24 protein-coding genes, 1 pseudogene and 2 riboswitches are annotated in these 25,777 nt (G+C 41.9%); of the genes and pseudogenes, 4 read left to right on the top strand and 21 right to left on the bottom strand.

Features of this window, described 5'->3' with window-relative positions; genetic code table 11:
* The 12 genes from LZD48_RS07515 to LZD48_RS07570 all read right to left on the bottom strand — a co-directional run.
* On the bottom strand, positions 1-240 hold a 240-nt coding region (locus LZD48_RS07515), incomplete at its 3' end, for a helix-turn-helix domain-containing protein (protein WP_235762125.1).
* A gap of 92 nt (positions 241-332) precedes the next feature.
* Positions 333-1,580 carry a phosphoribosylamine--glycine ligase gene (gene purD / locus LZD48_RS07520; protein WP_235762126.1) on the bottom strand — a complete coding sequence of 416 codons (1,248 nt, stop codon included), beginning with the start codon at positions 1,578-1,580 and terminating at the stop codon, positions 333-335.
* 29 nt (positions 1,581-1,609) lie between these two features.
* Positions 1,610-3,142 (bottom strand): bifunctional phosphoribosylaminoimidazolecarboxamide formyltransferase/IMP cyclohydrolase, encoded by a 1,533-nt coding sequence (gene purH, locus LZD48_RS07525; RefSeq protein ID WP_235762127.1) that lies wholly within the window; start codon positions 3,140-3,142, stop codon positions 1,610-1,612.
* Between the two features lie 9 nt (positions 3,143-3,151).
* A complete protein-coding gene (gene purN / locus LZD48_RS07530; RefSeq protein WP_235762128.1) occupies positions 3,152-3,715 on the bottom strand; it encodes a phosphoribosylglycinamide formyltransferase in 564 nt (187 codons plus the stop codon).
* Positions 3,712-4,731, bottom strand: coding sequence for a phosphoribosylformylglycinamidine cyclo-ligase (gene purM, locus LZD48_RS07535; RefSeq protein ID WP_235762129.1), 1,020 nt, complete (start codon positions 4,729-4,731; stop codon positions 3,712-3,714). Before purM ends, purN begins: the two co-directional genes overlap by 4 nt.
* A gap of 307 nt (positions 4,732-5,038) precedes the next feature.
* Positions 5,039-6,406 carry an amidophosphoribosyltransferase gene (gene purF / locus LZD48_RS07540; protein ID WP_235762130.1) on the bottom strand — a complete coding sequence of 456 codons (1,368 nt, stop codon included), beginning with the start codon at positions 6,404-6,406 and terminating at the stop codon, positions 5,039-5,041.
* A 15-nt stretch (positions 6,407-6,421) separates the two neighbouring features.
* Positions 6,422-8,644 carry a phosphoribosylformylglycinamidine synthase subunit PurL gene (gene purL / locus LZD48_RS07545; protein WP_235762131.1) on the bottom strand — a complete coding sequence of 741 codons (2,223 nt, stop codon included), beginning with the start codon at positions 8,642-8,644 and terminating at the stop codon, positions 6,422-6,424.
* 25 nt (positions 8,645-8,669) lie between these two features.
* Positions 8,670-9,800 (bottom strand): 5-(carboxyamino)imidazole ribonucleotide synthase, encoded by a 1,131-nt coding sequence (gene purK, locus LZD48_RS07550; protein ID WP_235762132.1) that lies wholly within the window; start codon positions 9,798-9,800, stop codon positions 8,670-8,672.
* Entirely contained in the window at positions 9,787-10,278 is a 492-nt protein-coding gene (gene purE / locus LZD48_RS07555; RefSeq protein WP_235762133.1) for a 5-(carboxyamino)imidazole ribonucleotide mutase, read from the bottom strand. The genes purK and purE overlap by 14 nt, the downstream gene beginning before the upstream one ends.
* A 105-nt stretch (positions 10,279-10,383) precedes the next feature.
* Positions 10,384-10,486: riboswitch (purine riboswitch) on the bottom strand.
* 554 nt (positions 10,487-11,040) lie between these two features.
* Entirely contained in the window at positions 11,041-11,631 is a 591-nt protein-coding gene (locus LZD48_RS07560) for a DUF2179 domain-containing protein (RefSeq protein ID WP_235762134.1), read from the bottom strand.
* Positions 11,632-11,667: 36 nt separating this feature from the next.
* Positions 11,668-11,952 (bottom strand): DUF3219 family protein, encoded by a 285-nt coding sequence (locus LZD48_RS07565; RefSeq protein ID WP_235762135.1) that lies wholly within the window; start codon positions 11,950-11,952, stop codon positions 11,668-11,670.
* Positions 11,953-11,969: 17 nt separating this feature from the next.
* Entirely contained in the window at positions 11,970-12,680 is a 711-nt protein-coding gene (locus tag LZD48_RS07570; RefSeq protein ID WP_235762136.1) for an MOSC domain-containing protein, read from the bottom strand.
* Between the two features lie 87 nt (positions 12,681-12,767).
* Between LZD48_RS07570 and msrA the strand changes: the two genes are divergently transcribed.
* Positions 12,768-13,304, top strand: coding sequence for a peptide-methionine (S)-S-oxide reductase MsrA (gene msrA, locus LZD48_RS07575; protein WP_235762137.1), 537 nt, complete (start codon positions 12,768-12,770; stop codon positions 13,302-13,304).
* A 27-nt stretch (positions 13,305-13,331) separates the two neighbouring features.
* On the opposite strand, the gene LZD48_RS07580 is transcribed toward msrA, so the two are convergent.
* The 4 genes from LZD48_RS07580 to LZD48_RS07595 all read right to left on the bottom strand — a co-directional run bounded on the left by LZD48_RS07580 (position 13,332) and on the right by LZD48_RS07595 (position 18,074).
* Complete coding sequence (locus LZD48_RS07580) at positions 13,332-14,057, bottom strand: gamma-glutamyl-gamma-aminobutyrate hydrolase family protein (protein WP_235762138.1); 726 nt, start codon at positions 14,055-14,057, stop codon at positions 13,332-13,334.
* Between the two features lie 224 nt (positions 14,058-14,281).
* Complete coding sequence (locus LZD48_RS07585; RefSeq protein WP_235762139.1) at positions 14,282-15,586, bottom strand: NCS2 family permease; 1,305 nt, start codon at positions 15,584-15,586, stop codon at positions 14,282-14,284.
* Between the two features lie 212 nt (positions 15,587-15,798).
* Positions 15,799-15,899, bottom strand: a riboswitch (purine riboswitch).
* A 237-nt stretch (positions 15,900-16,136) separates the two neighbouring features.
* Positions 16,137-17,075 (bottom strand): glycine betaine ABC transporter substrate-binding protein, encoded by a 939-nt coding sequence (locus LZD48_RS07590; RefSeq protein WP_235762140.1) that lies wholly within the window; start codon positions 17,073-17,075, stop codon positions 16,137-16,139.
* Positions 17,076-17,270: 195 nt separating this feature from the next.
* Positions 17,271-18,074, bottom strand: coding sequence for an ABC transporter ATP-binding protein (locus LZD48_RS07595; RefSeq protein WP_235762141.1), 804 nt, complete (start codon positions 18,072-18,074; stop codon positions 17,271-17,273).
* Between the two features lie 271 nt (positions 18,075-18,345).
* Between LZD48_RS07595 and LZD48_RS07600 the strand changes: the two are divergent.
* Positions 18,346-18,810: pseudogene (locus LZD48_RS07600) on the top strand (DMT family transporter).
* Between the two features lie 488 nt (positions 18,811-19,298).
* On the opposite strand, the gene LZD48_RS07605 reads toward LZD48_RS07600, so the two are convergent.
* Both LZD48_RS07605 and LZD48_RS07610 read right to left on the bottom strand, forming a co-directional pair.
* A complete protein-coding gene (locus LZD48_RS07605; RefSeq protein WP_235762142.1) occupies positions 19,299-19,604 on the bottom strand; it encodes a type II toxin-antitoxin system RelE/ParE family toxin in 306 nt (101 codons plus the stop codon).
* Positions 19,597-19,881: a type II toxin-antitoxin system Phd/YefM family antitoxin gene (locus tag LZD48_RS07610; RefSeq protein ID WP_235762143.1), complete on the bottom strand. Its 285-nt coding sequence runs from the start codon at positions 19,879-19,881 to the stop codon at positions 19,597-19,599. The genes LZD48_RS07605 and LZD48_RS07610 overlap by 8 nt, the downstream gene beginning before the upstream one ends.
* Before the next feature lie 215 nt (positions 19,882-20,096).
* On the opposite strand from LZD48_RS07610, the gene LZD48_RS07615 reads away from it, so the two are divergent.
* Together LZD48_RS07615 and LZD48_RS07620 are read left to right on the top strand one after the other, a co-directional pair.
* Complete coding sequence (locus tag LZD48_RS07615; RefSeq protein WP_235762144.1) at positions 20,097-20,975, top strand: fumarylacetoacetate hydrolase family protein; 879 nt, start codon at positions 20,097-20,099, stop codon at positions 20,973-20,975.
* A 20-nt stretch (positions 20,976-20,995) separates the two neighbouring features.
* Positions 20,996-21,691: an HAD family hydrolase gene (locus LZD48_RS07620; RefSeq protein WP_235762293.1), complete on the top strand. Its 696-nt coding sequence runs from the start codon at positions 20,996-20,998 to the stop codon at positions 21,689-21,691.
* A 173-nt stretch (positions 21,692-21,864) separates the two neighbouring features.
* Here LZD48_RS07620 and LZD48_RS07625 read toward each other — a convergent pair whose 3' ends face one another.
* The 3 genes from LZD48_RS07625 to LZD48_RS07635 all read right to left on the bottom strand — a co-directional run bounded on the left by LZD48_RS07625 (position 21,865) and on the right by LZD48_RS07635 (position 25,743).
* Entirely contained in the window at positions 21,865-23,052 is a 1,188-nt protein-coding gene (locus LZD48_RS07625) for a NupC/NupG family nucleoside CNT transporter (protein WP_235762145.1), read from the bottom strand.
* A 170-nt stretch (positions 23,053-23,222) separates the two neighbouring features.
* Entirely contained in the window at positions 23,223-23,942 is a 720-nt protein-coding gene (locus LZD48_RS07630; RefSeq protein WP_310739798.1) for a GntR family transcriptional regulator, read from the bottom strand.
* A 505-nt stretch (positions 23,943-24,447) separates the two neighbouring features.
* Positions 24,448-25,743 carry an NCS2 family permease gene (locus tag LZD48_RS07635; protein WP_235762146.1) on the bottom strand — a complete coding sequence of 432 codons (1,296 nt, stop codon included), beginning with the start codon at positions 25,741-25,743 and terminating at the stop codon, positions 24,448-24,450.
* Between the last annotated feature and the right edge of the window lie 34 nt (positions 25,744-25,777).

A 25,777-nucleotide genomic window follows, 5' to 3' on the forward strand; every position in this document is an offset into this window, starting at 1 on the left:
ATGGTTCAAGTAAAACTCGACTGCTTGCATCTTCAATTCTTTAGGGTACGTTTTCGGGCTCGTTGATTCTTTTAAGCCCTCTACACCATGTAGTTGATATTTGCGCATCCAAGCATGAATGGTAGTGTCGCTAACATTGTATTTTCTTGCAACAATACTATCAGGCAGCTCCCCCTCTAGCACGCACAATACAGCTTGAACCCTTTCATCCAATGTGTGTTTCATTACTTTCTCAGACATAATAAAAACTCCCTTTATAGTAGTAGAGATCTTTTATTATTTCTCTGTCTACTATAAAGGGAGCATATCACAGATCCCTTGTCCCAGTTCGTTTATAGTTTACCAATGTCCTTACGATAGAAGAAGTCCTTTGAATCTTTGAGTGCACCCATTGATTCATAGACGAGGTCTGCCGCACCGTCTCGCGTATCCGCAACAGCTCCAACGAGAAGCACACGCCCACCATCTGAAACAAGCTGACCATTTTCCAGCGTCGTGCCGGCATGGACGGTAAATGGATTTTTTCCATCTGGCAAGGCTGGTAAAGCAATGCCTTTCGTATAGGCACCCGGGTAGCCTTCAGAGGCTACAACAACACCGAGGCAAGCTTTTTCTTCCCACACAAGCTCAGGATCCACACCATCAATCACATCCATGAATACTTGGTATAAATCATTTTTCAATAACGGCAGAACGACCTGTGTTTCCGGGTCACCGAATCTCGTATTGAATTCAATAACTCTCGGTCCCTCCTGCGTCATAATGAGACCTGCGTATAGAATCCCCGTAAAAGGACGATCCTCTGCAATCATCCCTTTTGCCGTCCGGAGTAAAATATGCTCCATCGCGAAGTCTAGATCTTTCTCTGTCACATCGTCAGCCGGAGCAAACGCCCCCATTCCTCCTGTATTCGGTCCGGCATCTCCGTCAAACGCACGCTTATGGTCGCGCGCTGTCACCATCGGGAACACCTTATCTTCTTTTACGAAAGCCATGAGAGAAAATTCTTTCCCATCAAGGAACTCTTCAATAACGACAGTCGCACCAGCTTCTGCAAAGGCTTTTGATACTAGCATTTCATCAACCGCCTGAACCGCCTCTGCTTCCGTCAGCGCAACAATAACGCCTTTTCCAGCAGCAAGACCATCTGCTTTTACCACAATCGGCGCGCCTTTTTCCTTAATATATGCTTTCGCCTCGTCCACATCATTGAAAACAGCATAATCGGCAGTCGGCACATCATATTTCTTCATAAACTCTTTTGCAAAACTTTTACTGCCTTCTAGAAGAGCTGCCGCTTCTGTCGGAGCAAAGATCTTTAAGCCAGCTTCCTGGAAGGCATCGGCAATCCCCGCGTTCAACGGATTTTCCGGACCAACGACAGTAAGGTCACATTTCTTTTCTTTCGCAAAAGCTACAAGCCCGGCAATATCCATCTCATCAATGGCCACGCATGCAGCGGTTCCTGCCATTCCCGCGTTACCCGGTGCTGCAAAAATGTTTGTAACCTGCTCGCTTTCCTTTAGCTTTGTAACAATGCTATGTTCACGGCCACCACGGCCAACAACTAATACGTTCATCGCTACTCTCCTCTATTCCCGAAATTCAATTAATGTTTGAAATGACGCATATTTGTATAAACCATGGCGATACCGTACTCATCACAGACATCAATCGAATCCTGGTCACGTTTCGATCCGCCCGGTTGAATGATTGCTGTTATCCCTGCTTTAATCGCATTTTCCACCGTGTCCGGCATTGGGAAAAATGCGTCAGACGCAAGCACCGATCCGCTCGCCTTCTCTCCTGCTTGTTCAATTGCAATTTTCGCAGATCCTACTCGGTTCATTTGACCTGCTCCAATTCCGATTGTCTGGTTATCTTTCGCGAGCACAATCGCGTTCGACTTCACATGTTTCACTGCTTTCCAAGCAAATAGCAAATCAGCAATTTCTTGTTCTGTCGGTTGCTTTTTCGTTACAACTTTGAGCTCGTCTGCTGTAACTTGCCCAGTATCTTGATGTTGAATAAGCACACCGCCTCCAACACTTGTCAGCTTGTGGGTCACTTCTTTATTCTCTGACATATCCACTTCAAGCAAGCGAATATTTTTCTTTTCTGTCAGAATATCCAGCGCTTCTTTTGAAAAGCTTGGCGCTACAATGATTTCAAGGAATATTTCACTTAAACTTGCCGCTGTTCTTTGATCGACTTCGCGGTTAAGTGCAACAATTCCACCGAAAATCGAAATCGGATCCGCATCATACGCTAGTTCGTATGCATCATGCAGATTAGCAGCAACTCCAATTCCACACGGGTTCATATGTTTTACCGCAACTGCTGCTGCATTCTCATACTCCCCAATAATCTCAAGTGCTGCATTCGCATCCTGAATATTGTTGTAAGAAAGCTCTTTTCCGTGTAGCTGTTTCGCTCCAGCAAGACTAATCCCCTTAGCTAGCGGTGCACGGTAAAAAGCTGCTTTCTGGTGCGGATTTTCCCCGTAGCGTAAATCTTGAACTTTTTCATATGTAACGGTATAAGTTTCCGGGAACTCTTCCCCTGTTTCTCCCGCAAAATAACCTGCAATCATTGCATCATAATTTGCTGTATGACGGAAAACTTTTGCCGCTAAGTGCTGGCGAAGTTCGTTCGATGTATCGTCCTCCTGCAAAGCATCAAGCACCCGCGGATAATCTTCCGGGTCGACGACAACAAGTACATCCTCAAAATTTTTCGCTGCGGAACGAAGCATCGTCGGACCGCCGATATCGATGTTCTCAATGATTTCTTCCTTTGACACGACCGGTTTCTGTAATGTTTCTTTGAATGGGTAGAGGTTGACGACGACAATATCGATCGGCTCAATTTCGTTCTCTTCCATTTCCTTCATGTGCTCCGTGTTGGATCGTTTTCCAAGTAGCCCACCATGTACTTTCGGATGTAATGTCTTCACCCTGCCATCCATAATTTCCGGATATCCTGTCACTTTATCAATTGCGATAGCTTTTACTCCTGCACTGTTAAGCGCTTGTAACGTACCCCCAGTTGAAATAATTTCAACCTCAAGTTTTTCTAATTCCTTTGCAAAATCTGTAATATTTGTTTTATCAGAGACACTGATTAACGCTCTTTTTCCCATGAAAATCCCTCACTTCTGTATTAACTCTCTAATGACTTGCGGATATAAACGGTGCTCCACTTTTTGAATCCGTTTTTGTAATGTTTCTTTCGTATCATTTGCTAAAATTGAAACAGCTTCTTGACGGATGATCGGTCCGGTATCCATCCCTTCATCAATGAAATGGACGGTTACCCCCGTCTGCCGAACCCCTGCTTCAAAAGCCTGCCCGATTGCATCTTTCCCCGGAAAGGCGGGTAAGTAAGATGGATGAATGTTTACAATTTTCCCTTCATATGCCTGAAGAAGTGTCGGACCAATGAGCCGCATATAACCCGCCAAGAAAACCCATTCGATCCCCTTCCGTTTTAGCTGCTCTGCTATTTCCGCTTCATATGCTTCCTTGCTTTCATAATCCTTTGCAGAGAAGACAAATGTTTCAATACCGTGCTGCATTGCTTTCTTTAAAACTCCTGCTTGCTCTTGATCACTGACGAGGAGAACAATTTCACACGGAAAATCGTCCTCATCCAGCATCGCCTGGAAATTGCTCCCCGTACCAGATGCGAATACAGCTGCCTTCACCTTACTCATGAGGAAAATTGCACTCCTTCTTCACCGGTTACGTTACCGATAACAGAGGCCTCTTCTCCGGCTTCTTGTAAAATTGCAACTGCAGCTTCCGCATCCTTCTCTTCCATAACAAGCACCATGCCGACCCCCATATTAAATATACCGTACATTTCTTTCTCTGGAATAGCACCTTTTTGTTCTAAGAATGGGAAGATTTCCGGGATGTCCCAGCTGCCTTGTTTCACATCCACTCCTAAGCCGGCTGGTAGCATTCGTGGCAGGTTTTCATAAAATCCTCCACCGGTAATATGAGAAATCCCTTTAACCGTCAGCTTTTCCAGCACTTTTGCAACTGGTTTTGCATAAATTTTCGTTGGTGTTAAAAGCACTTCACCTAGTGGGTTTGAAAGACCTTCATATGTTTGAGCAAAATCAAGATCCGCGACAATTTTGCGCACTAACGAATAGCCGTTAGAGTGGATTCCGCTGGACGGGAGCCCAATGAGCACATCGCTTTCAGCAATCTGATCACCGGTAACAAGCTTTGATTTTTCCGCAATTCCGACAACAAAGCCTGCAAGGTCGTATTCCTCATCGTTGTACATTCCCGGCATTTCCGCTGTCTCCCCGCCAATCAATGCAGCTCCAGCATCAACACAACCGTTCGCAACACCAGCTACGATCTGTTCGATTTTTTCCGGATTATTCTTTCCGCATGCAATATAGTCAAGGAAAAATAATGGTTCTGCACCTTGAGCAACGATATCGTTCGCACACATCGCAACAAGATCAATTCCTACCGTATCATGCTTATCCATTTCAAAGGCAAGCTTTAATTTTGTCCCGACACCATCTGTTCCGGAAACCATAACCGGTTCATTAAAGGAAAACTTCGATAGGTCAAATAATCCTGCAAATGCACCGATTCCGCCGAGCACTTCCGGGCGTGTTGTTTTCTTAATATGCTTCTTCATCCGTTCTACCGCTTCATAGCCGGCTTCCACATCGACGCCTGCTTTCTTATATACATCTGACATGATTACACTTCCTTATTCATTATTTAAGTGTGTGTTCAAAAAGGAGGATAAAAAGGATCGAGGTCGGCTAAATAAGCAACGTCTTGTTGCAACGCCGACACTAGCACATCCTGTGCGTCGAAATTCGAGGCGGCGAAAGCTCCCGGCACCGGAATGTACGTTAGTAGGTACATAAGGAGCGGAAAAACGAGCCAACGAGCTTCCACAGGAAGTGGTGAGTTCTACGTTGTCCACAGGACGTGAACGGTCTTAGTAGAACCTCCCTTTCACGAAGTGTCATTTTTACCGGACTTTTTGAACAACCTATTTAAGATGGATCTTCTCTTTTGTCTAAAATTGGCACCGGATATTCCCCTGTCATACAGGCATGGCAAATCCCTTGATGAATTGATCTTTCCCGAACGATTGCTTGCTTCATGCCTTTGACCGAGAGATACTCGATGCTGTCTGCTTCAATCAGCTCAGCTATTTCCTCAAGCGAGTTGTTGGCGGCAATCAATTCTTCTCTCGTCGACATATCAATTCCATAATAACAAGGGTTCTGTATCGCAGGTGAAGCAATACGGACATGCACTTCCTTAGCCCCTGCTTCTTTTAACAGCCTTACGATATGCTTAGACGTTGTTCCACGTACAATCGAATCATCGATCATGACAACCCGCTTCCCGTCGACAATTCCGCGTACCGGTGAAAGCTTCATCTTCACCCCTTGCTCCCTTAGCTCCTGGGATGGCTGAATGAATGTCCGACCGATATAACGATTTTTAATAATTCCCATTTCATACGGCAGGCCGATTTGCTCTGCATATCCAATCGCTGCCGAGATACTGGAATCCGGCACCCCTGTCACAACATCAGCTTCCACTGGTGCTTCTTTCGCGAGCTCCATCCCCATTCGTTTCCTTGAAGCATGGACGTTCACCTGATTTAAATCACTATCCGGCCTGGACAAATAGACATATTCCATCGCACAGAGACGCCGCTGTTCCCGCATGGCAAATCGTACAGACTTCAATCCTTCATCACCAATGACAAGCAATTCACCAGGCAAAACTTCCCGTTCAAAGGTCGCCCCGATGATATCAAAAGCACTCGTTTCTGAAGCTACAACATAAGCTTCCCCTAGTCTTCCAATCGATAGGGGACGGATGCCATGAGGATCGGTTGCAACATACATATAATCTTGATCCATAATTAAAAATGTATAAGCTCCTTCCAACTGCTGGAGAGCTTCGATAATCGCTGTTTCATTCGACTTTTGTTTACAACGTTTAATTAGATGGGCGAGGAGTTCTGAATCCGTTGCGGTCTGCAGAATGCTCCCGTTATCTTCCAGTTCCTCGCGCAGTTTTTCACCATTGACAATGTTGCCGCTATGGGCAATCGCTATACTCGTTGAACGTGAGTGAAAGACAAGTGGCTCGACACTATCGACCGCCCGATTTTTATCTCCGTGTTTCGAATAACGGATATGGGCGATTGCTGCTTTCCCTGTAAATTCCTGAAAATTGGCATGCTTAAATACGTCATTGACAAGTCCTAACCCCTTATGAAGCTTCAGTTCTTCTCCATCACTGACAACGACGCCTGCCCCTTCTTGTCCCCGATGCTGCTGAGCATGCAGTCCATAATAGGAAAGCTCAGCAGCATGGGTATGTCCCCAAATTCCAAACATAATGTGATTCCTCTTTTAGCTTCTAGATTTCAATAGCGCCGGGATTGCTTCTTTCCAGAGCGTATTGAGTTGGTCTACATTTTCTTTTATGATTGCTTGGCCGTTTACTTGAATTTCAAAAGTCCCGTCAGCTGTGACTGTTCCGATTTCAGTTACGTCACGGACAATTTCTTCAAATTTTTCTTTGTTTTCTTCTTTAACAGAGAGAATAAAGCGCGACTGGGTTTCACTGAATAATGCAGCTGTCACGTCCCCTTCCAGACGGGCAGATACCCCTAATCCTTCATCCGTAAATGCTGATTCCGCAAGTGCAACAGCAAATCCACCTTCTGAAATATCGTGAGCTGATGCTACAACCCCTGCACGAATTGCTTCTAAAATCTGTTTCTGTCTTGCTGTTTCAGTCTCTAAGTTTATTTCAGGAGCTTTACCTGCGTACGCACCTTCTAAAACGTTCTGCAGTTCACTTCCGCCGAACTCTGCTTTCGTTTCCCCGATCAGATAGATTATGTCTCCTGCTGCTTGGAACGTATTTGGCGTTAAATATTTCGTATCTTCCAGTAAACCGACCATTCCGATAATTGGTGTCGGCATGATTGCTTCACCTTTTGACTCATTGTAAAGGGAGACGTTTCCGCTAATAACCGGCGTCTCGAGTGCTAGACAAGCTTCCCGGATACCATCGATACTCTGTTCCATCTGCCAGAAATTCTCAGGCTTTGTCGGGTCTCCGTAGTTTAACCCGTCCGTAATCGCAAGTGGCTTCGCACCGGTACAGATAATGTTTCGGCTGGCTTCAGCAACCGCAATTTGTCCGCCCACTTTCGGATCTAAGTAGAGATAACGGGAGTTACAGTCTGTTGTAATTGCAATTGCTTTATCCGTTCCGTCAATCTTCACAACTGCTGCATCAAGGCCCGGTCCTGCAATCGTGTTCCCTTGCGCTTCAGAATCGTACTGCTTATATGCCCATTCCTTACTTGCAATCGTCGGCTGCTGTAATAAAGTCCGAAGCATTTCACTGTGGTTCAAGTCAGCTGGAATTGCAACTTTCTGCGCTTGTAAGGCACGATATTTTTCCGGTTCTTTCGAAGGCATCTCATATACAGGTGCGTCATCTGTCAATGCCGCAACTGGGATTTCCGCATAAATTTCACCTTTATGTTTAATTCGGAAAACTTCTTCTTCAAGTACTTCACCGATGGCAACTGCTTCTACATCATGTTTCTGGAAGATGTCGAGGATTTCCTGTTCCCGGCCCTGTTCCACAACAAGCAGCATGCGCTCTTGGGATTCCGATAACATCATTTCGTACGCATCCATATTTTCTTCCCGCTGCGGGACGTGATCTAGAACGAGTTCCATTCCAGTTCCTGCTTTACTGGCCATTTCACTTGCTGAAGATGTGAGGCCCGCTGCTCCCATATCCTGGATTCCGACAAGCGCATCGGAATGAATGACTTCCAGACAAGCTTCGATCAGTTTTTTCCCCATATGCGGGTCACCGATCGCTACGGCTGACGTATGATCTTCTTCCGCCCCTACAACGTCAGAGGAGAATGTGGCACCATGAATTCCGTCCCTTCCAGTCTTTCCACCAGCATAAATGACGGTATTACCAACACCTGATGCTACTCCCTTTTGTACGTCCTGATGGTTGACTAGTCCGACGACCATCGCATTGACAAGCGGATTCTCTTCATAGCTTTCATCGAATTGAACTTCCCCGCCAACTGTTGGAACTCGAGTCGTATTTCCGTAATTCGCAATCCCGCGAACTGCTTCAGAGAATAACCATTTGGTCCGGTCCTGATCTAACTTTCCAAAACGCAAGGAATTGAGTGCAGCGATCGGCTTAGCCCCCATCGAAAATACATCACGTAAAATTCCGCCTACCCCTGTAGCCGAACCCTCGAATGGTTCAACGTAAGAAGGGCTGTTATGGCTTTCGATTTTAAAGACAACCGCCTGCTCATCACCAATATCAACAACGCCCGCCCCTTCACCAGGACCTTGAAGGACATGTTCGCCTTTTGTCGGGAATTTTTTTAATAATGGTGTTGATGTTTTGTAGCTGCAATGCTCTGACCACATAACGGAAAAAATTCCGGTTTCCGTATAATTCGGAAGTCGTTGCATTTTCTCTTTTACAAGTTGGAACTCTTCATCAGTCAGCCCCATTTCTTGATAAATTTTTTCCGTTTCAATTTGCTCGTTTGTAATTGAATTATTGCTCATTCCTTTTCCCTCCGTGTTTGGAAATTTACTGCTTCTCGTTTTGATAAGCCGCAACTTGGCTCAATACTGCCTGCTCATCTTTGGCGACAAACGTGATATGACCCATCTTCCGCTTTTCTTTCACATCAGCTTTACCATATAAATGACTATGACCGGCCGAACTTTCTTGCATATGTTCGAGTAATCCTTCGACATGTTCACCGAGCACGTTCACCATCACTGCCGGCTGTAATAGTTCGATATCCTTTAACGGGAGCCCGCAAATTGCAAGTACATGTTGATCGAACTGGGACACATTGCATGCTTCAATGCTGTAATGACCAGAGTTATGTGGTCTTGGTGCCATTTCATTTAAGTAGATATCTTCCCCGTTCACAAACATCTCGATTGCAAAGGTTCCGACGATTTCCATCTTCTCCCCGAGCAGTCTCGCCGCGTGATAGGCCTTGTCTTGAACCGCCTCACTCACTGCAGCCGGCACGGTCGTTTTATATAAAATATGGTCGCGATGCTCATTCTCAGAAATCGGGAAATACTTTATCTCACCAGTTGCAGTACGAGAGAACACGACAGAAATCTCTTTATCAAAGGAAATCCACTCTTCAATGATGCAATGCTTCTGTTCTTTAGCGAATCGGATTGCTTCTTCTTTATCCGCTTCCGTCTCGATTTTCAGCTGGCCTTTTCCGTCGTAACCGCCACGGCATGTCTTAATAACAGCCGGAAGATTCACCGTTTCTAAAGCAGCTTTAGCTTCTTCTCCATTCCTTACGATGGAAAAATCCGGTACCGGAAGACCAAGGTCTTTCATTATTGTTTTTTCTTTCTCTCTGTTCTGTGTAACTTCAAGTGCGAGGGCACCTTGAGGTAATTTACCAAGGGATTCAATATACGTCGCTGCTTCTAAATCAACATTTTCAAATTCATACGTAATGACATCACTAATTTTTGTCAGTTCTTTGATGGCATTCATGTCATCATACGCTGCCGTAATTTGTGTGTCTGCCACTTGGGCTGTCGGACAATCTGGTGTCGGGTCTAGGACAGCGATTTTATAGCCCATATAGCGGGCCGCGATTGCCATCATGCGACCGAGCTGTCCGCCGCCAATAATTCCGATTGTTTTCGGTGGTAGGATCACTTTATTTGTCTGCAAGGTCTTCCCTCATTTCCGCTACTTTTTCTTTCATTCCGTTCCGATAATCTTCTAATCTTTCCGCTGTTTCTCCATCAAATGCTCCGATAATCTGCGCCGCTAGAATTCCCGCATTCGTTGCTCCGGCTTTTCCTATCGCTACAGTCGCAGTCGGTACGCCACCAGGCATTTGCACAATCGATAGTAAGGAATCCAGTCCGTTTAGCGCTTTCGACTGAACCGGTATGCCGATAACCGGAAGATTCGTTTGCGAGGCTACCATCCCTGGTAAATGTGCCGCTCCACCCGCTCCAGCGATAATTACTTTCAGTCCGCGCTTCCGGGCATTTTTTGCATATTCAAACATATCATCCGGAGTTCGGTGTGCTGAAATCACTTCTTTTTCATACGGAATTTCTAATTCTTCAAGTACGTTGCATGTATGTTCCAACGTTTCCCAATCGGAGATACTTCCCATGATTACACCTACTAAAGCCATGAAACCCCCTACTTTCTATCAAGATTAAAAAAAGTCTATCCAATTCTCCACATATAAGAGAAGATGATAGACTTTCGAACAGATAACATTCATCATTATTTTACATAATGATCCACCTTCCCTCATAGTCCTTGGATTTACGGTCAAGGGTAGAAACTTCGGAGCCATATTCTCCATGAAATATATGAGGTTTTTTATTCACTTTTTCTGCGTTAAGCATATCAAAATAACAAACAAAAATCAACAGAAATCGAACGATAAATTAGCTTTATCTATTAACGTTCGGGTTTTGCTTATTTTCTGAGACATGGGGTCAGAGCCTTTGTCCCACTTTACTAACTTGCTCAACTTTTGGAACTCATAATTGATGGAACAGTCCAAATTAATCAAGTACTCTTAGCTTGACAAGGCATGCGGCTAAAACACTGGGGTTTTATTCTCCCAATCTCCCAATGCTGCATTTATTTTGATTGAATGGGAAGTTTAATGAATTTCATAAAACGTATTTAATGTATCACCATCACCATATGTAGTTGGTTCGTTCCCAACTACATATGGTGATGGGAAAGCCGACTTTGGTAATTATGAAATTCATTCAGTTAATTAAATATTACTTTCCCATAAATCTTTTATATTATTTTTATTACACATGAACGGTTTATAATTCCCCCACTGAATGAAGTTTCACTTTACCGGAAAACAACAAACAATAAAAAACACTATGATAGCTGCCACTTCGCAGATATCATAGTGTATATAGCCTCATTCTTCCTTTTTCTCCTTCTCATGTTCTTCCACAAGCTCTTCATGGTGCTTCTGAATCTTACTTTTCTTAACTTGTTTAACCCAGAATCCGCCATGAATTTGTTTCGGTTCATAAGAGATGATGAATGCTTTTGGATCAATCCCTTGAATAAGTTCATATAAGGATAGTTCATACTTTCTCGGCGTCAAGATTTGCATCGCCAAACGGTCCCCTTCCATCCCATAAGCATACCAGCTCGTGACACCAAACCCTTTTTCTCTAATCTGTTGGGTGAACTTAATATCTGGATTGGAGGAAGTTACATTTACAACGATATATCCAAGTGCGAGCTTTTCTTCAATCATCGATCCGATAATGACACCAAGTCCAAAACCGAGCGCATAAGCAATCAAGTTCTGGATCTCATTCAAGTTATCAAGCACCAATCCCAATCCGATGACATAGATGACAACTTCGACCATACCTACTAACGCCGCTATATATCGCTTGCCTTTTAATGTAAAAATCATCCGCACCGTAAACATGGATACATAGACGACATTGATTAGAAAAATAATTGCCACCATGATTAACGCATTTTCAAGCATCGCCATTCCCCCTCGGAAAACATCTATTCTATCGTATTATTTTTCAATTAGTTCCAATTTAAAATCCCCAACCGCATCTTGCACATATAAATCTGTAACGGAAGTCGAATAGTTATGAATCACTGCTTGAAACTCAAGATCCATCTCTGGCACCCGGACTAGAAAATCATTTTTATATAGTTCCGTCGTTACATCATGATAGGCGTCACTATGGACTTTAAAGTCAAATGCGATAAATTTCCGTACCTTATCTTTATCTTCCCTCATATCTTCTTTAACATTCTGGGCATCTAGTTTCAATTCATTCAACAATATCTCCATATCTTACCACTCCCAACCTATTCCTTATTCGGGCCAAAAACACGTCGCTCAATTCCCGATTCTTGTCCGCGCAGTCGCTTTCTTAAACGATTCACCCAGTTCTCAGCCAGCAACTCGCAAGTTGAAAGTTCATCAGCAAGTCTTAAATCATCTTTATTAAAATGCATCACTTCATTGGCAGCTTGAACAGACCACTGCGGATAAGGGCGCTCCATCAAGTCGATGGGACTATCCGCTTCAACATTCCCTTCTTCAAGCACACGAAAATACCAGCCTGTCCTTCCTGTGTTCTGAATTTGAAGAGCAAGATCTAGAATTTGAAAACGGCGCGCGGGTCTCCAGCATGGCTGCCTTGGCTGTGAAACTTGAATGACCGCATCCCCGACCTTGTACGTATCACCAATGCATACACTGAACTCATCCATTTCAAGCACTGCAAAGTTTTCCCCCATGCCACCCATCACGAGTGCTTCATGGTCATATTTCTCCTGCCAATACGTATAATGCTTGATCGGGTAGCAAAAAACAGCCTTCTCCGGTCCGCCATGATTCTTCTTATCACCAACTTCATCCCCAATGAAACCAGTTTCACTAAGCCAGGTCGGCTCTTTTGTTTCTCCTTTAAATATCCCTGTCTCCCATGGTCTTTCCAACGGATTTTCCGCATTTTCTTTACCTACCCGTTTCACTTTCCCGATAAACAATTTATGTAGATGTGGCTCTTCCATTGTTTCACCTGCTTTTCCATGATATTATTAATTTTATTCTATATGAAAGAATGTTAGAAAGAAACCGAAAGACTTGGAGGCAAAGATATGGCTATTGAAAAAGCAATATTTGCAGGAGGCTGCTTCTGGTGCATGGTAAAACCGTTTGACTCGTGGGATGGTGTTCATGAAGTTGTCTCCGGTTATACGGGTGGACAAATAGATAATCCAACCTATGAACAAGTAAAAACAGGGGAAACTGGCCATTATGAAGCAGTTGAAATCACATTCGACCCTGAGAAAATAAGCTATGACACCATTCTTGATTTATATTGGAAGCAAATCGACCCAACGGATTCAGGTGGCCAATTCCATGATCGCGGTAGCCAATACCGGGCAGCAATTTTTCACACGACTCCTGAGCAACAAAAAAAAGCTGAAGCATCAAAAGAAAAGCTAGCGGCAAGCGGAATCTTTAAGAAACCAATTGTCACCGAAATCCTTCCGGCGGCTCATTTTTATCCAGCAGAAGAATACCATCAAGATTTCTATATGAAAGAAAAAGAAGCATACGAAAAAGACCGGGCCGAATCTGGACGAGATGAATTTATCGAAACACACTGGAACATTGCAACTAAAAATTAAAGCCAAGGCTTGGGAATTTCATTTTTCTCAAGCCTTTGCTCCTTCTCCTTTTCCCTCTTCACACACTGCAACAAATCCACGAAATATTTTTTTCGACACGACATCTTTCATATGTTCCGGATGCCACTGAACGCCTAATGCAAAGCGATGAACCGTACTTTCCACTACTTCAGCAACACCGTCACGCGCTTTCCCACTAATGATGAAATGTTTACCAGGCTTACGATTGGCCTGATGATGATAGCTATTCACCCGAATCGTTTTCTCTCCGGCCAAGCGATGAATCAAAGAGCCTTTCATTAATTCGACCGTATGAATCGGCGCATAATTGGCAGCTTTTTGACTATGTTGGATCAACTCACCCTTTAGCTGCCTGTGAATATCCTGATACATATCTCCGTCAGCTGCAAGGTTCAACATTTGCGCGCCCTTACACACTCCAAGTATCGGTTTATCTTTCGCTAATATTTCCCGCGTAATTTTCATTTCAAATGCATCGCGCTCTGGGATAAACGGACCAAGATGCAAATGTGGTTCCTCATCAAAATAAATCGGATCAACATCATCCCCACCGGTTAAAAACAGTCCGTCAATCCGTTCTATCACTTCATCTATCATAGCTGAATTTGTTAAATAAGATAGCACAAGAGGGATACCTCCCGCTTGTTCAATTGCGAGCATATTATTCTTCGTTATTTTATAATGTTTCTCATTTAATTCCATTCCAGGCACTACACCAATTAAAGGTTTCATCATCGCTCCCCCCTACATTATATTGTATCATCTTTCATTCGTAATTATTACATATCCAAAAAAAGCCGAACCTGCTGGAGGTCCGACCTTTCTCAATAGAATGAATTTCATAATTACCAAACTCGGCTCCTCCGCCACCATATGCAGTTGGGGATCAAGCCAACTCAACTACATATGGTGATGGTGAAGCATTAAATACGTATTATGAAATTCATTAAATACTATTAACTTAGGAAAATAAAATATAAAATAAAGGTAACGAATAATCCGTACATGATCGGGTGAATTTCTTTCGCTTTTCCCTTCACAATCATCGTAATCGGATAGAATATGAAACCAATCGCAATACCTGTTGCAATACTATAGGTGAGAGACATCATCAGCACAATAAAGAAGGAAGGAACAGCAACTTCAAACCGGTCCCACTCAATATTCTTAAGCTGTGACGCCATCATGACTCCGACAATGACTAATGCGGGAGCAGTAACTGCACTTGTTACGATTGCAAGGAGCGGAGAGAAGAATAAAGCCAACAGGAAAAGTCCTGCTGTTACGACAGATGTAAAACCAGTTCGTCCACCCGCACCAACACCGGCTGTAGATTCCACGTAAGACGTCGTTGTTGATGTCCCGACAACCGCACCCACGACTGTTGCTGCTGAGTCTGCAAGTAAAGCTCTACCCGCACGCGGAAGTTTATTGTCTTTCACTAGTCCAGCTTGTGTTGCAACTGCAACTAATGTGCCCGCTGTGTCAAAGAAATCAACGAATAAGAACGTTAAAATAACGATAAGCATTTCAATTGTGAAGATATCGCCGAAATTAATGAATGCTTGACCAAATGTAGGTGCTAAGCTCGGCACACTCCCAACAATGTCACCAATCCCTTGTGGGACAGGTATTAAACCGAAGATCATCCCAACAATTGCCGTCAGAATCATTCCGTAAAAAATTCCCGCTTTAACACCTCTTGTAAGTAAAACAACGGCCGCAATCAGACCGAAAATCGTAAGCAGCACATTCGGATCCCTTAAGTTTCCTAGACCAACGAGGGTCGCTTCATTCGCAACCACAATTCCGGCACTTGATAAACCGATAAAAGCAATGTATAAGCCAATACCTGCACCTACCGCAAGTTTTAAGTTTGCAGGGATTGCATTAATAATAATTTCTCTTAAACCAGATAAAGATAAGAAGATAAAAATGACTCCAGATACGAGAACTCCTGCTAGAGCAGTTTCCCAAGGTATTCCATATTGTAAAACAACGGTATATGCGAAGAATGCGTTCAGACCCATTCCCGGTGCAAGCGCGACAGGATATTTCCCAAGCACACCCATTGTTAGTGTCCCTACTGCAGCGGCGACTGCTGTTGCAGTAAACACAGCTCCTTCAGGCATTCCTGCAGCTGAAAGCGTTGCTGGGTTCACAAAAAGAATATAAGCCATTGCCAGGAATGTTGTCAGTCCGGCAATGGATTCTGTTTTGTAGCTTGTGCCGAGCTCTTCAAACTGAAAATACTTTTTCATTCCATTTTTCCTCCTAAATTGAAAAATGCGTTGCGAACGGAAATCTAGCTCGAACTATCCCCTTCTCCTTTAATAAATAATGAGTCTAATAGAGTAAAACTTCATTCAGTGGGAGGTATTACAGACCGTTAATGCGTAATAAAAACAAAAAAACGCTCGGATAAGGAGCGTCTACCAAAACAACAAGAATAGAATAATGATAGCCAATGGAAGCTTCATTAAACATCCTGCGTAGTCAAACCGTTTACGGTGGTTTGGTAGAAACTTTGGGCCATATTCCCGAAATTATACGCAATTGCATTTAATTATAAAACCATTCTACTCTCACTGTCACTCTTTGTCAACAGAACCCGAATGTTATTTTAGATTCAGAGATTAACATTCGTATTTGTCGTAATTTGGTGTGAAACAGAAAACTTGGCATTCGCCAAGTCTTTAGGCGAATGCCTTAGTTGCACTTATGCAGTAAGAAAGGATTTATACTTTCTTATCTGCCAAAAAAAGACCAGGACGACATAAAATAGCCAGTCCTGATCTTTTAAACGTTAGATTAGTTATTAGGGCTTAGATCCTCAATAGAGTCGACATCCATATACTTTGGTACAACAAGACCAATTTTTGCGCCGACTAGGTTCGCTCCCATATCTACAATATCATCTTTATATGATTCATGGAATTCACTGTGCGTGAGAGGTAACCATGCCGCTAATGTAGCATCTGCATCTCCTGTTGCCAGGGATTCGAATACAATGGCAACATCCACTTCCGTTACCTCTACCTCAAAACCTTTCTGTTCCATAGCTGCTTTTAAAACTCCTGAAGATGCACGTTCAGAATCCCACGGTGTGGATACGAGCGAAACTTCTACACCATCGACATCTTCCACGCCTTCAGACCAAGCCGAAACTCTATCTGCGTTATCTTCTACCCATTGTGCAGCAATTTGATCGATATCCTCACCGGTTTCTTCCGCTTTATACATAATTTCTTCCATATCTTCCACATTCCATTCAAACTGATCAATCATCTTGTAAGCTTCTGGTTGGTCTTCTTCAAACCCGAGTCTACTCATCGAATGAATACTCTCTTCTCCACCATAAACTTCTAGCGGATCTTCCAAGTATTTCATATCTGGGTGTGCCGCAAACATCCAATGCGGGTTCCATCCGGTAATAACAATCGGCTCTTCATTGCGGATTGCATTATCCAGTTCTGTCATCATTGCACCGGTTGATGATAATGCTACATTCCAGCCTTGCAGATTATCATATTCTTCAATCGCAGCCTCTGTCGTAACAGAGATACCTGCTCCTGGTTCAATACCTGTAATCGTGTAATCGACCGCTTCTCCATAATCAACATCCCCGTTACTGTCTGCGGTACCATCATCTGTACCCGCACCTTCCTCTGAATCACCACATGCTGCAAGCAGCAATGTGATTAGAATCCCTAAAATTAAACCTGCATGTTTCAACTTCTTGAAATCCAAATTAACACCCCTTAAGTTAGTTTCGTTTCTCCTATTTAAAATTTGTTTACTACGAGAAACAACGTACAAGTTAAAAGCTTACCGTTACTTGCCAACATACTCAAATCGCAAATTCCGGCAAAAACATATATTTTAAAGGATGAAACGGATTCATCGTAACCTCATACAACCAAAACATTCATTTATGCGGGATTACTAATTCACTCCATGCTCTTTGATTTTCGGAATGGTCAACCATGGACGCTCATCTTCCCAGCGAACCGTGACAGGAATTTTAAATGTTTCTGATAATAATTCATCGGTAAGCACTTCTTGTTTTGGCCCAGCTGCAACAAATTCACCATCACGGACAAGCAAAACATGAGAAATTGCTTCCACTATTTCTTCAATATGATGTGTCACATAAAGTAAATGACAATCCCTCTTATTAATATCATTCATGAGATCCAGCACTTCTTCCCTCGATAATACATCAAGCCCGGAACATGGCTCATCTAAAATTAAAATCTCAGGATCAGCCATCAATGCCCGAGCGATTAACACACGTCTCTGTTCTCCTTGGGATAGATCTTGATAGTGTTTCCCGCTAACGTAACTTAAACGCAAAGTGGACAGTAATTCATCCGCTTTTTCCCAGTCCTTTCGCTGCACTTCTTCATATAATCCGATAGAAGCAAACTTCCCGCTTACGACGATATTTTCGACTTTTTCCCTGTTCAAGCTTTGGGAAAATTGCCCAAGTGAATTACTGACATAACCGATTCGTTTCCTTAATTCAGGGATATTCGTCTTACCAAATTCATTTCCAAGAACGGAAACGGCTCCTGCTGTCGGATAATCATATCCTGTTACAACATTTAATATTGAAGTCTTCCCTGAACCATTCAATCCTAAAATACACCAATGTTCGCCTGGATTCACTTTCCAATTGATATTCTTCAATATTTCTTGTCTATTTCTTCTCCAAATCACATTTTTCAAATGGATAATGCTTTCCATTTTCCAATCCCTCCTGCATTTCGTTAAATTCAAATTTAATACTCCATATTGTAGGATATTTCTGAAAACAACTCAATGAATAAATAAGATGAGAAATAGAAATGTATACGAATTGACAAAAGACAGCTGACGACATACCCTATACCCAATATTGTGATCGACCACCACGGCTGGCTTGGTGCGCCCACAATTAAATTTAATCGTAATCGGTTCATCTCTATTATTTTATTAGCTGGCTCCTTATTTCTAATTGTATAGGAAGGTGAATAGAATGACCGTTTTACTACCTTTAATAGGCGGTATATTTGTAAGTCTGCAAGCTGCACTTAATGGATATTTAGGCAAAAAAATAGGATCGATAGAAAGTACATACCTCTCCTTTTTCACCTGAAGTATTTTCTTAAGCATTGTCGTTATTGTTCTAGGCGAAGGAAACATATTCAAGCTCACGGAAGCACCTCCCTGGCAATGGATCTGCGCCATATTCGGTCTCATCTTTGTTTTTGTATTGGCTTTTTCGTCTCTCAAAATCGGCGTTACAGCTACGACCACGACAATCGTTATCGGCCAGTTGGCAGCGAGTATGATGATTGATCATTTCAGTTGGTTTGCCAGTGATCTCACCCCATTCAGCATGAAGCGTTTAGCAGGAATCATCTTAATGATTGGTGCACTTTATTTTATCTTTAAAGAACAGGATGATGAGACCAAACAAGTCTCGAAAAAAGCTATCTAATATAAATAGGGTTGCCTACTATATTCGTAAGACAACCCTTATCTATTCCCTACTTATTTAAAATTTCATTGATGACATGCAATTCTTCTTCTGTTAAACGAGTATCGCCTGCATTTCTTCACTTTCCATAACGATCAATTGATCTTTCATCCAAAATGGACTTGTTGATGAAGTGAGCATGATTCTTGCTCCTATCGCAAATGCTCATCCAAAGGTAATCGCTTCTTTGTTGCGAAGGAGCCATATTCCAGTATTAAACCAACCGCTTTTAAACTCGAATCCGTTATAGAGCTGGAGCGTGGTACATTATGGATCAGGTATTCGGTGAAAAAAGATGAATAGTCAGCAGGATGTCTAGGGATAGAAGTGGCCTAAAAGTTTAGGAAGAGCCCAAAAAGTTGCTGGATGATTAGTGTGAGATAAAAGAAGATATCTGTAAATCCCCTTTATTCATAGGATTTCCAGGTCTTTTCCGCTTAAACCAACAATTACTTTATTACTTTTGTCAAATCCATTTTTGCATATACAACTCTGTGAATTTCAACCGTTTCTTCAGTAACTGTATAAAAAACGGCGTAATTCTTAACTAATAAAATCCTATATTCGTTTTCCATTTCTCTTACAGGCTGATATACCTTACAGGAATAAGGTAATTGTTTGAGCCTAAATATAGATTCATCTAAAGTATCCAGTAAATCGAGAGCAGCCTGTGGAGCTTGAAGATGATCAGAAATATAATTAATTATATATTCTATATCACCTAATGCAAGGGGCAAATATTTCAAATCATACATCTTCGCTAACCTTTTTAGCAAGTTTAGACCTTAAATCTGAAAACACTTCTTCATGTGGATATCGTTTTTCCGTTGACTTAGCTTGTAACTCTGCCTCTCTTAACTTAAAATATACTTCACTTTCAAATATTTTTTTTTCATATGCTTCCATACTCATCACAACCATGTCTCCATAACCATGTTTTGTCAAAAAGATTGGTTCCGACGACTCGTGCACAACCCTTGAAATTTCAGAAAAATTATTTCGTAAATCCGATACTGGTCTAATATATGGCATGTTATCACCCCACCATTATTTTAGCATAATTTTATCATAATTATGCTAAATCAGCAACGGAACTTGATTAGTCGTCCTCTTTATAAAGTTTATTAATGCAAAAATTAAGTATATAATGAGGCGTTTCGCATTTCCCTCTCTTAAATTCTTACCAAAAATGTTACCATTTAATTATGAAAGTTTTACATAAACCGAACAAAGGAGGAAATATAACAATGAAACTAGGCCATGTAATTAAAAACAACAAACGAGTGCTCAGCCTTAAAACAGAAGAAGGACTTTTTAATTTAAGTGGAGCCGCCATGCTAAATAGCTTGCCACTTCCACAAACGATCGATGAATTAATTCGTTCTGGAAAAGAAGGAGAAAAACAACTAGCCCGTGTTATTGCCGCTCTTGAAACAAGTAAACAATCCTTTTTCTTACATGAAGAGGATGTTTCCTTCGACTCTGTCGTTCTCAACCCGGAAAAAATCTTATGTGTCGGATTAAACTACATTTCTCATGCAGAAGAAGCAGATATGGCAATACCAGAATCTCCTGTGCTCTTCAGTAAATTTAATAATGCACTGACCGGGCATAAACAAACGATTCCCTTACCTAAATCTGCTGAAAAATATGACTATGAAGCAGAGCTTGTTATTGTAATTGGAAAAGAAGCCCGCAACGTTACGGAAGCTGAGGCACTGTCCTATGTATATGGATATAGTGTCGGAAATGACGTATCTGCTCGGGACTTGCAAATGAAGACGGGACAATGGATGCTCGGAAAAACGCTTGACGGGTTTGCTCCAATTGGGCCTTATCTCGTTACAAGTGATGCGCTTGACCCGACAAAACTGAATATTGAGTGTAAAATCAATGGTGAGGTTAGACAATCCAGCAACACGGAACAAATGATTTTCAATTGTGCAACCTTAATTAGTTATATTTCCCGATATATGACACTAAAACCAGGGGATGTTATCTTCTCTGGTACTCCAGAAGGCGTTATTTTAGGATACGCACCAGAAAATCAAACATGGCTGCAAGCCGGGGATGAAATGGAAGTAACGATTGAAAACATTGGGAGATTAACAAATAAACTTGTCTAGAATTGAAGGAGAGAATTTGAATTTATACATTAGCTTTTGATTTAGATGACACGCTCTATGACCGAGCACAACCGCTCAAGAAAGCCTTCCAAGGATTTATCCAAGACAACCGAATCGATTTTTGGAAGTTCCATGAGATATTTCAGATAAATGGTGAAATAGCTTTCGTTAAAGAGAAGAATCAAATTTGGACATTGGAACAATCGCATATTTTCCGGATTAAAGAAACACTTCAACAATTAGGATTGGAGGTTAACGAGGAACAAGCGATTGTTTTTCAAAAAACGTATGAACAGTATCAGCAAGCAATTGTAGTTTATCCCTTAATTACCGAAATTTTGGATTTTCTAATTGAGAAAGAAGTTTTAAGCATCATCATAACGAATGGACCAAAATTCCATCAGCGTAATAAAATAAAAAATCTTGGTTTAGAAACGTATTTTACACCAGAAAAGATTTTCGTTTCCGGGGAAGAAGGCATTGCTAAACCAGACAAAGGAATCTTTCAACTGGCGGAAGAGAGATTCCAACTTGATAAAGCAACAACTTGGTATATTGGAGACAGTTATCCGAATGATATTATTGGCGCTCGGGAAGCAGGCTGGAATTCGATTTGGTTTAACCCAAGAAATGAAAAACGAGAGGATAATATCGCAACGAGTACGGTTTCCTCTACTCCAGAGCTTTTCGATTTAATAAAAAGAATGTTTGAGTAAAAAATAATCCCTCATGCACTTTAGCAGGTAAGTGAGGGATTATTTTCCTAAGCTACCTAGCCCCTCTTGACGGGGTTCAGTTTACGTTATGAAGAAAAGAAAATAAAAATCAGCTGGAAGTCATCTTTTTACCGATGATTTCTAGCTGATTTAGAATATTTTATCTAATACAATTATAGGAAAAGACCTGCAATTGTAGCTGAAAGAATCGAAACAAGAATAGAACCAAATAGAAGCTTCATACCGAATCCGGAAACAACACTTGCCTTTTCCCCGTCAATCCCTTTCACTGTTCCAGCAATAATTCCAATGGATGAGAAGTTAGCAAAGCTCGTTAGGAAAACACTGACGATCCCAATCGTTTTCTCAGACATAGTTTCCATTAATGGCTGGAATTCAAGCATCGCAACGAATTCATTTGTAACAATCTTCGTTCCCATAATGGAACCCGCTTCAATAATTTCACTTGGCGCAATTCCCATTAAGAAGGATAGCGGCGCAAGGATATATCCTAAGATTTGTTGGAGTGTAACACCTGCTAAAACAAATTGAATTAACCAGTTGACTAATTCCAATGCTGCGATAAATGCAATCAGGTTAGCGGCAACGATTAAAGCAATTTTACCACCGTCGAGTGCACCATTTCCCATTGCTTCAAATACACTCTTATCTGTACTGACATCTTGAACATCCACCACATCTTCTTCTTTCGGAACATTAATTGGAGCAATAATCGATGCAATGATTAAGCCACCAAACATATTAAGTGGTAAAGATACAAGAATATACTCTGCCGGCAAGATTTGAATATATGCTCCAACAATGGAAGCTGATACCGAACTCATTGCAGAAGCACTAACCATATAGAGTCGATTACTCGTTAAATGATGAAACTGGGTTTTAATTGCAAGTAAAGCTTCTGATTGTCCGAAAAAGATACTGTTTACTCCGTTAAAGGATTCAATTTTTGGAATCCCGGTAATCTTAGATACCAAGCCACCGACCCATTTAATAATCGTTGGTAATATTTTTAAATAGTTTAAAACGGAAAGAAGTGTGGCAAAGAATACAATAAGTAATAGTACGTTGAAGAAGAAGACGCCACCTTCTTGGAGTTCAAATCCACCAAGAACGAATCCAATCCCTTCATGTCCGAATTCAATCAGCTTATTAAAGACAGCAGAAATACCATTAATAATAATGGCCCCAATTTCAGTCGCGAACATGAACCACGTAATAAGCAGCTGTAAGGCCAGCATAATTCCGATACCTTTTAAATTAATGTTCTTCTTATCATTGGAAACAAGATATGCTAAGCCAAGGATAACGGCAATCCCTACGATACCAAGGATAATGTCCATTATTTTTCCTCCTTTATTTTGCCGTTTCATTGAAACAGCTTACATAATATAAAAATTTATTCTAACTTTTGTCATTTATCTGTGCATGATTGGACGTCCTACAAGTAAACTGCTAAATTTTGCTTCCAGAGTTCTGGAAGCATACCATGCTTATTTAAAAAGCCGCTCGTTTATATCCTTTTCCTTAATACGTTAAATGTAATTTGGTCGGAACGAAAATAGTTAATCGAATAAAGTACGGGACGGTTCAACTCATCAAAATGCACTTGTCGCAACACGAGTAGCGGCGTATGTTGGTCACAATTCATGATTTTTGATATTTCGTCGTGATAGGCGATCGTATTAATCTTAGATTCGGCGTGATTAATCACAATGCCAGCATCTCTTAATGAGTTGAAAATTGATTCTTCTCTTAGTTTATACCTTTTATGAAGAATACTATCCGGAACTTTATCAATACAATAAACCAAAGGGACTTCATCCGCTGTTCGAACACGCTTCACTAAGAATACCTGCTCGTCCTCTTCTAATTCTAGTTCTTCGACATCATCCCGATGCGGCTCAACGTAACCAGTAAACAAAATCTCTGTTCCTGGAATTTTTCCTTCTCTTTCGATCAATTCGGTAATACTGAATAGTTCTTCAATACCACCTTGAAAAACAGGTACCCGATTAACGAATGTTCCAATCCCATGTTTACGAATAACAATATTTTCTTCCTCGAGTATTCGTAATGCTTCCCGTAATGTGTTTCTTGATACACCTAGTGCCTTTGCTAACGCTGTTTCGGATGGTAACTGTTCCCCAGGCTCTAATTCACCATTATTTATCTTTTCTCTGATTTGTTCGATGACAATCAAGTAACGGGGTTTCTGATAGTGACTTTTCACGTGAGCGCTCTCCTCTCCATTTTCATATTGTATAGCATGGTCAGAACGCTTTCAATACAATTAACAAAGTCCGATAATTAAAATAAAGGGGGGAGTTGGATAACTAAAATGGCTAGCACGAGCCACGTCCGCTCTGCGCCCAGCAACTATCAAACTTCACACTCCTCCAATCGATAAAGAAGACTTAGCCGTTCGGTCTTTGTGAGGCTTAGTCGCACTTATACCCTTGTGGTGAAAGTCAACATCGGCTCATAACGAAAGGAGGGCCGTTTAAATTCGGGCTAAAGCCCAACTCACGTCTCCCCCTAAAGGGGCATGTTTCCTTTATCTTCCTTCCGGTAAAAAGGAGGTTCGATTAAGTTCGCCCCTTCCTGGGGCAACATCGAACTACCTCCCATCCTGGAGGCACAGTTTGTACGTTGCTGCGACTACAGGATGTGCTAGTGCAGGTGTTGCGAAGACGATCGCGTTTTTAACCTGCAAGGGCGCTTCCGCCTTTGTTCCATTATATCGCCTGTAATACAAAATTAATAATGAACAACAGGGTAATGATGTATAACGGCATGGATACTTCTTTGCGTTTCCCTACAGCAATTTTTGCTATTGGATAGGCAATGAATCCAAATGCGATTCCATCTGCGATACTGTATGTGAATGGGATCATCATTATAATGATGAATGCTGGAAATGCATCTGACAAATCTTTAAAGTTGATGTTTTTAATATTGAGCACCATCAGCCCACCAATAATAATGAGAATTGGCGATATCGCTGTACTTGGAATTAACTTGATAACCGGGATAAAAAGGGATGCCACAAGAAACAGTAGGCCGGTAACTATAGAAGTAATACCCGTCCTACCACCTGCCGCAATCCCAGCGGTCCCTTCAACTGTGGACACAGTCGGACTCGTACCAAATAGTCCACTCAACATAGACGATATGGAAATCGAACGAATCGCCGGCGTATATTGTTCATCCCTTTTTGCTTGTTTCAGTTGGCCACCTACGAGACCAATATTTTCAAACACAAGGACCATCGTCAGGGAAAATACAGCAATCCAAAATGTAAGGGACCTGATTCCATCAAAAGACATCGCATTGAAAACACCTGCGTAATCAGCTAAGGATAAATCAGCCCCCTCTGCCTGATTAAAATCAATCAGACCAAACATCCAAGCAATCATTGTACCGACAAAGATGGTGATAAGAAAATGTCCCGGCATGCTACGGAGAAATAATCCAAGCGCTATAATAAATGTAAGCACAAATGCCAACACTTCGAGGCTCCCGATATCACCAAGCGCAATGATGGAATGTTCACCGTGCACTATAATATGGCTCTTCTCTAAACCAATAAGTGCAAGGAACAGTCCTAAACCAACCGTAATAGCCTCTTTTAACGTCCCTGGAATCGACTGAGCAAGTATCGTCGCTAATCGTGTAAATGATATGAGAACAAAAACAAGCCCTGCTACAAATACAACCGCCAATGCTTCTTGCCACGTTAACCCCATGGCATGGACGAACGTATACGTGAACATCGCGTTCAAACCCATACCCGGCACGAGAATTAGAGGTACATTCGCACCAAACCCGACAATGAAACAGCCGAACATCGACGTTAAAATCGTCGCCCAGACCGCACCTTCAATCGGAATCCCAGCATCCGAAAGTATCGTCGCATTCACCACAATAATGTAAACAATCGCAAAGAATGAAATCAGACCTGCCAGAATCTCAGTTTTTACGTTTGATCCTTTATCATAAACTCCAGTTATTCGATTTAATCTTTCTTTCAATCTGTCTACTTCCTTTTTAAAATCCCTCGACCCG

Source organism: Oceanobacillus alkalisoli (assembly GCF_021556485.1).
In the GTDB taxonomy this organism is placed as follows: domain Bacteria; phylum Bacillota; class Bacilli; order Bacillales; family Amphibacillaceae; genus Oceanobacillus; species Oceanobacillus alkalisoli.